Here is a 10773-nt window from a genome sequence, read left to right as displayed (position 1 = left end):
CAAGCACGGCAACAAGGAAGCCAAGAAACCGAAGAAGGTGCACGTTCCCAACCCACCCGGACTGCCCGCGAGTTTGGCGCCGATGATCCCCAACCCGCTTCGACCGAAGAAGCGGTAACGAATCTGGGCGACGGGCGTCCGCTTCAGCCTTCGACGGCGAAGATGCCATCGTCGCCGCCCGCAGCCTTGCCCATCTCGAAGAACTTCCCATTGTTTAGGCTTAATGGAATGGACGCCCCCACCCGATGCGGCATCGAGGTGCCAAAGTGGAGACTTCACGTCACCACTTCCCCGAGAGGAGCATCCATCATGAAGATGACGACTGTTGGCCTGGATCTGGCAAAGAGCGTTTTCCAAGTGCATGCCGTGGATGAACATGGCAGGGCCGTGCTGAACAAGCCGCTCAAGCGCGAGAAAGTGATGGAGTTCTTCGCCAACCTGCCGCCGTGCCTCGTGGGCATGGAAGCCTGTGGAAGTGCCCACCACTGGGCGCGGCAGTTTGCAAAGCCTGGGGCACACCGTGAGGCTGATTGCTCCGCAGTTCGTCAAACCCTACGTCAAGACCAACAAGAACGATGCGGCCGATGCGCAGGCCATTTGCGAAGCCGTTGCCCGCCCGAGCATGCGCTTTGTGCCCATCAAGAACCTGGAGCAGCAAGCCATCCTGGCCTTGCACCGCGCGCGCCAAGGATTCGTTGCAGCCCGCACCGCCCAGGCCAACCAGATCCGCGGGCTGCTGGCCGAGTATGGGCTCATCCATCCACGTGCGCCCGCCCGAGGTCGACGACCACTTGATGCCGGGGCACTGGGGCGTCCATCGGCGGCGATGACCAGGCGAGCGTGCCCTATGCGTTGCACAGGGTCTTGGGGCTGTGCGTTGGCTTGCGACTGCAAGGTGGCCCGCAGTCCATCCTGCTGAGGTTGAAGTCTCGTCAACCGGCAATCCGAGTGCAGACACAGATCGGGCTGCGTGGTTGCTGCCTGCCAAACGGCACGGCGTAGGGCGTGATTCGACACCAGGGTGCCGAGTCCGGGACAGGAGTGATCCGGTGGATCAAAACGCAGGGCAGGCCCTGCGCTCAGGTTCAGCACCTGCGCCGATTTCAGCGGTGACATGTCGGCTGCATCAATCAAGTCCCATACGCCGAGTTGGTGCAGGATGCGGATCGAGCGCTGACTCAGCGCGATCTCGCGACCATCGTCGGCAGGCTGAGCCAGGTTGTGCGCGGACTGCGGGTCAACCACCGCCACGCGTGGCCCGGACCCGGCCAACGCGCGCTAGCAGCAACCCGGTTGGGCCTGCACCTGCGATCAGCACATCGGTGGCATCCATGAGGCCTTGGCTCAGGAGCCAGCGGTCTGGCTGATCAGCACGCCGCCCACGGCATCTTTCAGCGTGACTTGGCGCAGGGCGATGGACAACCCCTTGTCCTTGGCTGAGGCGCCATCCACATGGGCGACGATGTCCATCGAGAAGTGTTCGTAATTGACGATCGCCGCATTCAGCGTGGCGATGGTTTGGGCGTCGGTGCAGCGCAATTTGCGGAACGACTCGGGATCGACATAAGCAAAGTGGAACGGCGAGTTGTCGAAGTAATAGTCCGCACCTTTGATGAACAGGCGGTTGTCGATCGGATAGGCCTGGTCGGCCTTGTCGTAGGCATCCAGCGCGATGTCATTCACCTTGATCAGCACGCCGGGATGGGCGCGCGCAGCCAGGATCAGGCGGTCGATCTCCTGCTTTTGCACAGCGCTGGCCTGCACGGGTTTGGGTGCTTCGATGTTCTCGGTGTTCTCTGTGAGGATGGCGCTGTAGTCCACCGCCTGGCCCGACCAAGCGTAGACATAGATTTTCAGCAGCACGTCCGAATCCAGCACGGCTAAGCCCTGCTCGGTCTTGAGCATGCCGCCGTTCAAGGCGCGGTCCATTCCCGGTAGCGAGGGATGGGTGCCGGGCGTGTCGGCCAGGCCCGGCACGTTCTGGTTGGTTTCCGACGGGGCCGATACCGCCAGTTCGCTGAGCCACGGCAGCGCCACAGCGCCGCAGACCAGCAGCGCAGCTACCAGGCGGGACGGTTTGCGAGCCCTGGCGGTCCATGATTTTTGCGTTTCGCGCATTGCATCACCTCGTTTGCAAGTTCGGTCTCAGGCACCCGCCGAAGTCGGGTTCTTGTCCAGTGGTTCGTCATCGCTCGTTTCCCAGCCGGTGACCATGGCCTTGATGTAGGTGAGCGGCGTGTGGCCGGTGGTGGCCAGATAGATATGAGCGATGAAGAACAGCAGCATCATGTAGGCCGCTGCCGTGTGCACCCAGGCCACCTCCGTGAGGTTCAACCCTAGCGGCTGCAGGCGGATCCAGTCATAGCTGAAGAACAGCAGCAAGAGCCCGCTGACCCAGATCAGCGGGTTGATCATCAACTTGAGCCACAGATAGGCCAAGCGCTGCAGCGGGTTGTGCTTATGCAGTGGGGTCTGGTGATAAGGGTGGGGTTCGCCACGAAACATGCCCCAGGCGTAATGCCGAGCCACCAGGGTGAGCTTCTGGAACGTGGGGATGTATTGCTTCCACTCCCCGGTGGTGAAGTGCCAGAAGATGGCAAATGTCCAGAGCGTGACCAGCAACCAGGCGGCATACTCATGGATCAGCAACGAGGTTCTGAATTGCAGTCCGCCGAGATAGCCATGGATGGCAAAGCCCGTGTAGAGCATGATGATGATGAGCGCGGCCTGGCTCCAGTGCCAGAAGCGCTCGAAGCGTTTGAACAGGTAGATGCGTTGTCCGGTCATGACGAGGTCTCCTTGGTACTTTAGCGGCGACGCAGCCACAGCGCGACGCGAATGAGGCCGTGGATGAGCACGCCGGCGAAGGCCAACGCCGCAACCAGCAGACCAATGCGCTCGATCCACGGCTGGTGATCCTTGCTGCGCCCGGGCATGTACACGCCGTCGATGTTTTGCAGTCGGCCGTTGTCGGCATGGCACTGCATGCAACTGAGGGCCTGCGATTTGGGCGCCACCATATGGGCGATGGGCCAGTACATCTCGGTCTTGATGAATTTGTAATGCCCGGAATACGGTAGATGGGCTGCTTTCATCCCAGCGGCGATCGACGTGCTCCAGTCGTAACTCATGGTGTAAGAGTCTTTGTCGAAGCCAAACGAGTGGAAGACGACGAGCATGTCATGCGCCGGGTCATACGGCTGGTTGTTGCGGGCGATCTTGAACGGCCAGATCTTGGACTGACCATCGGTTGGGCTGCCCTCGATGGAGTTGACCTTGACCACGCCTTGGGCATCGGGATGAATGGTGTCGCCCACATGCATCCAGCGCTCCGTGCCGTTGAACCAGCGATACTCGGGCACCACGTTCTCGCCCCACAGAAAACTGCCCTTCACGCCCCAGTAGGTGTTCCAGCCGCGCTGGTCCATGATGACCAGTGGCGAGCCGTTGGGCGCAAGTTTGCCGGCGGTGGCATAGTTCCAATTCATCTTGGTGGGCAGTCCGCCGCGCGCGTATTCCGGGATATGGCAGGTCTCGCAGGCGATGTCACGCGTGTGCATGTCCAGCGTGGATGCCACCAGGCTGGACTGCAGGTTGTCGCCCTTGTGCGGCGCCTGCCCGTGGCAGGACTGGCAGGTCACCGCGTTGCCGTTGTGCGCGTCGCCGCGCATGTAAGCGGCGTGCTTGGGATCGGCATCAATGGCATAGTGCTCGCCGCTGATGTTGTGGTCGCTGGTCTGGTGGCATTCCTGGCAGGAGAAGTTCAGACCCTTCGCATCCATGTGCACGTCCAGTGCGCGCGGCGGGTCATTCAGTGAGCTGTCGAGGTCGCCATGCTTCACGCCGTCGCCGCCGCCGCCGTAGAAATGGCAGATGCCGCAGGTGTAGCGCGTGGGTGCGCCCACGCGCTGGGCGATGGTGGCCAAATCCTCGGGTTCCACATAGGGTTTGTCGGTGCCGTAGACCTCATTACAGCCGGGCCGTACCGCAATCTTGGCCAGCGCCGGATTGCCGCCGATGAAGGGAATTTTGCGGTAGGTCTTGGTCTGGTCGTGGCATACCAGGCAGTCCACATGGTCTTCGGTGCGCTGGCTGAAGGGGATGAATTTGTCTGGGTTGGCGCTGCCGTAGCCGGTATGGCAGACCGTGCAGAACTGCTCGTTGCTGATGGGGCTCACGCAGAAGGTGTTGAGCACCTCGTTCTTGCCCACCATCTGTTTGGTCTTGGGGTTCCACGCCTTCCAGGTCCAGTGAATGGTGGACATGACCTGCTTGGCCGCCTGGGTGTGACAGCTCAGGCAGGCTTGCGTGACTTGCTCGGGCGATGTGAACGGGCCCTGGAGTTGTTTGAATTTGCGGTGGTCCTGCGGGGTCTTCGGACCAACGGCGCCGTCAGCCTCGGTGGGCACGACGTGCCAGGTCGAGGGCTGATCGTTGCTTGCGGCATGCGCGTCGATGAAGGCTTGCGGGGTTTCAGCGCTGAACGCCTGGGCAGTGCCGGCAACCAGCAAGCCCACTAGTGCATAGAACCACCGGCCTTGTGGCCGGATGCGTCCTTTGGTGATCTCTGCGCTTTGTTTCTTGGGCGTCACCATCCTCGTCTCCTCCGTGAGCTGTGCCGTTATGGTGCGCGCAGGATGAGGTTTCGATTTTGAGAAATCGCAAACATTCGGATTGCAGTCTCTCAAGGAAACGCAGGGCCGCCCCAAGCTTCCTTGACCCCCACGGGGGGCGGGCCGGCGAGCCGACCCTGGGGGCGCTCAAAAGGCGTTGCAGGGATGGGGGTCTGAGGCGCAGTGGAACAGTGAACTGGGTTAAGGAGACAAGGAAGATGGCCAAGAATGGTTGCCGGAGGCCGAGCCGCCGACTTCGTCGCCCGTGTCGTAGCCGGAGATCACCGCCCAGGGCACGATGCCCCCGCCGGTCGAGCCGCCAACTTCGGTGACGCCGCTGGTGGCCAGCAAGCGGCTGCCTTGTGCGTGCGCACTCGTCATCCCCCACACCCCAAGCGCCGCAATGGCCGTGGCGGTCAGGGTTTTCTTCCAGATATTCTTTTCATAGTTTTCTCCTCGATGTGCGAGACGGCTGATGGTGGATTCAGTCTGCGTGCCCCGAATGGAAATGGGCGGCACGAAGCGGGGCTCTCCGTGTCGCTGTCGCAAAAAATAGGCTGCTTTTTGGCCAGACTGCCAACCGGCAGGAGGGAACGACTCATGACGTGGTTGATGATGTGCACAGCACCCAGATAGAAGTCGATTGCGATAGGGCCTTTCATAGATCTCTTCCTGGTTATGGCTGCGCGTGGAGCTGACCCGGGGGTGCCGCCTCACGACATTGCGCAATCTCGATGCATGTCGTCAACCATCCGGGGGGCTGCGGGTGGCGTCTCCTGTGTTGAGGGTTGAATGGGTCGATGGGCGATGGGGGTGCATCTGAATGGCGGATACCTCGAAAAATGAGACGGAGGCCGCGTCACCGGTCTGCTGCGGTATGGCTTGGCAAGCTTAAGGCAGACATAGGGCGTCCATTGGCAAAAAGAAGGGCCTGGCCCATGAGCTGTCAGCCTTCGACTACCGTAACGATGACTTGGAGGAAAAACTGGCGCTGGAAGCATGGGGCACCTGTATCGTGTTCCATTCGCCAGATCGACGCGACCGAACAGCTTGCGGGCGGCGAGGCGAAGTCAACCGCGATGTTCGCGGTGTGGCCAGGTGACGTGTCCGGCACATTTACCGCGTTGGACAACGAGGCAAGGTGGGTAGGCGCCAGCGATAACAGGCTTCCATCGGATTGCCGGCGTGCGATCACATACTCATCATCGACCCTGACAAGCCGCCGCTTACGCCATCGCACGGTGCCGGCGTTCTGAACCTGCCACACCTTCTGAAAAACCTCGCCCGCGTGCACGAGCGAGTGGTCAGGAATCGACACGTCGGCAATAAATTCGATCGCATCGCCGGGGTCGATGTTTCCCTGGGCGCGGGTTCCGTATCCTGGGGATTGCGCGCCCGGGCAAGGAGGCCCAAGCAGCAAGCCGAAATGCCGGAACAGCAGTATGGGAGATACCTCGATGGCGGCCGCCAATCGAATCAGCGTCCGAATCGGGGGGTCATGCGTATTGCCGGCCAGCAGCTTGTAGAGGTAGGTGCGTGCCACGCCGGCATCGGCTGCGAGATCCTTGAATGTCTTGCCGAGTTCTCTTGCGCGACGAGACAGCAACGCATGCATCTGCTCTTCGCGCATGGTCGATTCCTCAGCCAGTCGCAGGCGCTGGTTGCGCGAAGACCTGATTTCGGTAATGCGTTTGCAATTAGCGCGCGCTGACGTTCAGAGTGACGACTCCCATCACGATGAAGGCGAAGCCCAGCAGGCGTACAGCATCGGCCGACTCATTGAAGTAGAGCATCCCCACCAGCGCGGTGAGCGCCGTGCCGCTACCGGCCCACACGGCATAGGTGAGACCAACTTCGAGGTGTCTCACCGCCAGGGACATGAGCCAGATTGCTGCGCCATACAACAGGCAAACGGCGACGGACGGAAAAAGGCGGGCGAATCCGTCTGCGAAACGCAGCGCGATCGTGCCTGCAACCTCCGCGACGACACTGGCTGCGATGAGCATGAGCAGCCACGGGAAGATCTGTGAGTTCATGGCGCACCGTCTCAAGTTGCGCGCTTGTACCGAGCGCGATCATGAGATTGGGAGCGGTACCCCAGCAAACTAATATTTTACCTCAATCGTGGGTTACAGGAGGCCCGTGGAGTCGAGTTCGCGGTGCAGGTACATGTGAAAGTGTTCCATGCCTTTCTCCAATGGGGAATGATAGGGACCGACTTCGGAGGTGCCCCGTTTCAACAAGGCGTAGCGCCCCTCCTGCATGCGCTCCCCGATCTGGTTGTCCTCGAGGGCGGTTTCGAGGTACGCCCGTGCCGCCAATGAAGCCATGTCCGCACCGTCGTCGCGCCGCAGAAGGTCGTGAGGGTGATAGTACTCAACGACATTCAGAGACCGGTTGGGGCCCCGCGGGTAGATAGTGGAGATCACCAGCACGAGCGGGTCCACGCCCGGGTTTTAAGCCGGGCGAGACTTGCTGGGGAGCATGCGCTCGGCATCGGCCCATTCGGTTTCAATCCACGCCCGGGTTTTAAGCCGGGCGAGACCACCGCTACCCGAGGACGATGAGCTACCCGAGGACGTTTCAATCCACGCCCGGGTTTTAAGCCGGGCGAGACAACCTCAATCCATGTTGGTTGCCCGACCAAATCCTGGTTTCAATCCACGCCCGGGTTTTAAGCCGGGCGAGACTGGGATGTTTTGCAGATCGAGGGATATTTGCTGGAGTTTCAATCCACGCCCGGGTTTTAAGCCGGGCGAGACATCATCGCGCTGCTTGCCACGGGGGTGATGCGATGTTTCAATCCACGCCCGGGTTTTAAGCCGGGCGAGACCGTGTGAGGGCCGTAGCCCGCGCGTCATGGAACGTGTTTCAATCCACGCCCGGGTTTTAAGCCGGGCGAGACCTCGTTCCCCTTCGTGTTGGTGCTGCGATGTGAGGTTTCAATCCACGCCCGGGTTTTAAGCCGGGCGAGACGGACGGCATGAGTATGACTGCAAAGGGTGTAATGGTTTCAATCCACGCCCGGGTTTTAAGCCGGGCGAGACGCTGGGCGTCCCGAGATCGAGGCGTTGCTGGACGTGTTTCAATCCACGCCCGGGTTTTAAGCCGGGCGAGACGCTTGACAGATGGTGCAAAACTGTCGCACAATCGGTTTCAATCCACGCCCGGGTTTTAAGCCGGGCGAGACAGCACGTAGGGCTGTTTCAATACCGCTGTTTACAGCGTTTCAATCCACGCCCGGGTTTTAAGCCGGGCGAGACAGCTTGTCGTTCTGTGGATTGCTGCGAGTCTGCGGACGTTTCAATCCACGCCCGGGTTTTAAGCCGGGCGAGACCTGCAGCTTGTCTGCAGACCAGGAGGCAATCATGGTTTCAATCCACGCCCGGGTTTTAAGCCGGGCGAGACCCAAGACCGCTGAAGACATCGGGCGCCAATTGCTACGGGTTTCAATCCACGCCCGGGTTTTAAGCCGGGCGAGACTCGGCATCCGTGCCGCGCGACACCTCTCGAAAACCGTTTCAATCCACGCCCGGGTTTTAAGCCGGGCGAGACGCAAATACCTGCGGCGCATGCGCGCATCGGGGTGTTTCAATCCACGCCCGGGTTTTAAGCCGGGCGAGACAAAAGCCGCACGAGGCGGCCGTAAGATGTTGATTGTTTCAATCCACGCCCGGGTTTTAAGCCGGGCGAGACGTTGGGCAGCGCAGCCGGCGAGCAGCAAGATTGCCGGTTTCAATCCACGCCCGGGTTTTAAGCCGGGCGAGACGTCTTGCTGCCAACGCTGACGGTCTGCGGGAACTGGTTTCAATCCACGCCCGGGTTTTAAGCCGGGCGAGACCGCAAGCTGCTCATCAACGTGCCGCCGGGGCACATGTTTCAATCCACGCCCGGGTTTTAAGCCGGGCGAGACTGCGTGTCTCCGAGATGCTTGCTGCTCGTTCAAAGTTTCAATCCACGCCCGGGTTTTAAGCCGGGCGAGACCGCATGGGGGCGGCATTGGCATTGCCGACCTAAGTTTCAATCCACGCCCGGGTTTTAAGCCGGGCGAGACGCAACTTTCCTGCACACCCTACAAACCCGATGCTTGTTTCAATCCACGCCCGGGTTTTAAGCCGGGCGAGACGCTGCGCATTCGCCCCTGCGCGATGCCACGGATGTTTCAATCCACGCCCGGGTTTTAAGCCGGGCGAGACGCCCCCATCTTTACCCGTCAATTCGACGCGACTTGGGTTTCAATCCACGCCCGGGTTTTAAGCCGGGCGAGACCACAGGCGGTGAAGTGACGCTCGCCGACATGCTTGTTTCAATCCACGCCCGGGTTTTAAGCCGGGCGAGACGAGTACCCATGCAGCATTGATCTCGGCGCGCTCGGTTTCAATCCACGCCCGGGTTTTAAGCCGGGCGAGACGGCGACTGAGCCGGGGCATCATTGATCTGGCCAGGTTTCAATCCACGCCCGGGTTTTAAGCCGGGCGAGACACAAAACACGAGTAGAGTTTCTATTGATGCGGTTGGTTTCAATCCACGCCCGGGTTTTAAGCCGGGCGAGACGATTTCTCTGCTGACCATATTGCCAGCGGTTCCAGGTTTCAATCCACGCCCGGGTTTTAAGCCGGGCGAGACGCTCGGCGCGCAGAGATTCAAAGTCATACTTCAATTCGTTTCAATCCACGCCCGGGTTTTAAGCCGGGCGAGACTGGCGGAAATCGACCTAAAGATCGCTTCGTTACAGTTTCAATCCACGCCCGGGTTTTAAGCCGGGCGAGACGTTATATGCGCGCGAATTCGCGGAGGCTGGATATGTTTCAATCCACGCCCGGGTTTTAAGCCGGGCGAGACCAGGTGGATCGCGCCGATGGAAATGAGCGCGCCCTGTTTCAATCCACGCCCGGGTTTTAAGCCGGGCGAGACTTCGGAAACCGCAGCGATGCATCGTTCCACTTTAGTTTCAATCCACGCCCGGGTTTTAAGCCGGGCGAGACCGGACGCCATCAAACTGTTGGAAACACTTCTTGAAGTTTCAATCCACGCCCGGGTTTTAAGCCGGGCGAGACCCAGGCGCCGGATCGCGGTCTTGCGGCCCATCTCAGTTTCAATCCACGCCCGGGTTTTAAGCCGGGCGAGACGATTCCCGGCCGGTCTCGGCGCCTGTATGCAGGCGTGTTTCAATCCACGCCCGGGTTTTAAGCCGGGCGAGACTGAATCGCCAGGCGTATGGTTCGTGCTTTCGAGGTGTTTCAATCCACGCCCGGGTTTTAAGCCGGGCGAGACGCTGCTTCCTCCGGTGAGTCGAACGTTCCAAGAGAGTTTCAATCCACGCCCGGGTTTTAAGCCGGGCGAGACCACCATCCTACGCGGCAGGTATTGGGCATCATGCCGTTTCAATCCACGCCCGGGTTTTAAGCCGGGCGAGACCCAGGCAGTGAGGCCGGTAGTGCTTTCAGCGTGGCGTTTCAATCCACGCCCGGGTTTTAAGCCGGGCGAGACCGAGTTGTTGGCCGAACACACGATGGGCCTGCAGATCGTTTCAATCCACGCCCGGGTTTTAAGCCGGGCGAGACGATTTCTCTGCTGACCATATTGCCAGCGGTTCCAGGTTTCAATCCACGCCCGGGTTTTAAGCCGGGCGAGACATAGCAGTTGTTGCATGCGCGCGAGGCGTTGCCCTGTTTCAATCCACGCCCGGGTTTTAAGCCGGGCGAGACTTGCGATAGAGGCGCCGGCAACGACATCCATCCTGGTTTCAATCCACGCCCGGGTTTTAAGCCGGGCGAGACCCTTCGTGGCCAGCGGCAAGATCAAGGTGGTGTGATGGTTTCAATCCACGCCCGGGTTTTAAGCCGGGCGAGACATCCACATCATCCGCCGGCCCCGTGCGGTGATCTCGTTTCAATCCACGCCCGGGTTTTAAGCCGGGCGAGACCGTTCCGCGCCTTGCGTCGTCGCGTCCCAGACGGGTGTTTCAATCCACGCCCGGGTTTTAAGCCGGGCGAGACCAACGGCATGCTCTAGGTTCTGCACCTTTTTGCTGTTTCAATCCACGCCCGGGTTTTAAGCCGGGCGAGACGGGCGACTGAGCCGGGGCATCATTGATCTGGCCAGGTTTCAATCCACGCCCGGGTTTTAAGCCGGGCGAGACATTGCGCTCTGTGGACTG

Annotated in this window: 7 protein-coding genes, 2 pseudogenes and 1 CRISPR repeat array; of the genes and pseudogenes, 1 reads left to right on the top strand and 8 read right to left on the bottom strand. The window is 60.5% G+C overall.

Going from position 1 to position 10773, the window contains the following annotated elements; translation table 11 throughout:
* Window positions 1-309 precede the first annotated feature (309 nt).
* Window positions 310-766 (top strand): annotated as a pseudogene (locus ACYCUK_RS21380) (IS110 family RNA-guided transposase); the annotation flags it as partial.
* A gap of 89 nt (window positions 767-855) precedes the next feature.
* Here the strand turns inward: ACYCUK_RS21380 and ACYCUK_RS21375 are convergent.
* From ACYCUK_RS21375 to ACYCUK_RS21340, 8 genes and pseudogenes are all read right to left on the bottom strand, one after another.
* A pseudogene (locus ACYCUK_RS21375) lies at window positions 856-1245 on the bottom strand (5-demethoxyubiquinol-8 5-hydroxylase UbiM); the annotation flags it as partial.
* 99 nt (window positions 1246-1344) lie between these two features.
* Window positions 1345-2118: a hypothetical protein gene (locus ACYCUK_RS21370; RefSeq protein ID WP_461596649.1), complete on the bottom strand. Its 774-nt coding sequence runs from the start codon at window positions 2116-2118 to the stop codon at window positions 1345-1347.
* Window positions 2119-2145: 27 nt separating this feature from the next.
* On the bottom strand, window positions 2146-2787 hold the full coding sequence (locus ACYCUK_RS21365; protein WP_461596648.1) for a cytochrome b/b6 domain-containing protein: 642 nt from the start codon (window positions 2785-2787) through the stop codon (window positions 2146-2148).
* Window positions 2788-2807: 20 nt separating this feature from the next.
* Complete coding sequence (locus ACYCUK_RS21360) at window positions 2808-4595, bottom strand: tetrathionate reductase family octaheme c-type cytochrome (RefSeq protein WP_461596647.1); 1788 nt, start codon at window positions 4593-4595, stop codon at window positions 2808-2810.
* A 219-nt stretch (window positions 4596-4814) separates the two neighbouring features.
* Window positions 4815-5132, bottom strand: coding sequence for a DUF3034 family protein (locus ACYCUK_RS21355; protein ID WP_461596646.1), 318 nt, complete (start codon window positions 5130-5132; stop codon window positions 4815-4817).
* A gap of 427 nt (window positions 5133-5559) precedes the next feature.
* Complete coding sequence (locus ACYCUK_RS21350; RefSeq protein WP_461596645.1) at window positions 5560-6243, bottom strand: NBR1-Ig-like domain-containing protein; 684 nt, start codon at window positions 6241-6243, stop codon at window positions 5560-5562.
* 67 nt (window positions 6244-6310) lie between these two features.
* The gene (locus tag ACYCUK_RS21345; protein WP_461596644.1) at window positions 6311-6649 is read right to left on the bottom strand and encodes a DMT family transporter; all 339 of its coding nucleotides are present in this window, start codon (window positions 6647-6649) and stop codon (window positions 6311-6313) included.
* Between the two features lie 93 nt (window positions 6650-6742).
* Entirely contained in the window at window positions 6743-7048 is a 306-nt protein-coding gene (locus ACYCUK_RS21340; protein WP_461596643.1) for an SRPBCC family protein, read from the bottom strand.
* Window positions 7049-10755: direct repeats of the CRISPR family, unit length 37 nt; unit sequence GTTTCAATCCACGCCCGGGTTTTAAGCCGGGCGAGAC. It lies immediately after the preceding gene.
* Window positions 10756-10773 lie beyond the last annotated feature (18 nt).

The organism is Thiomonas sp. (assembly GCF_054608695.1).
Note: the sequence above shows the minus strand (reverse complement) of the source record. Positions and strands in the feature narration are given on the sequence as shown.

Bases quoted from the DNA above. Each gene is read 5' to 3' on its own strand.
- ACYCUK_RS21370 (WP_461596649.1), bottom strand. From the start codon at position 2,118: ATGCGCGAAACGCAAAAATCATGGACCGCCAGGGCTCGCAAACCGTCC.
- ACYCUK_RS21365 (WP_461596648.1), bottom strand. From the start codon at position 2,787: ATGACCGGACAACGCATCTACCTGTTCAAACGCTTCGAGCGCTTCTGG.
- ACYCUK_RS21360 (WP_461596647.1), bottom strand. From the start codon at position 4,595: ATGGTGACGCCCAAGAAACAAAGCGCAGAGATCACCAAAGGACGCATC.
- ACYCUK_RS21350 (WP_461596645.1), bottom strand. From the start codon at position 6,243: ATGCGCGAAGAGCAGATGCATGCGTTGCTGTCTCGTCGCGCAAGAGAA.
- ACYCUK_RS21345 (WP_461596644.1), bottom strand. From the start codon at position 6,649: ATGAACTCACAGATCTTCCCGTGGCTGCTCATGCTCATCGCAGCCAGT.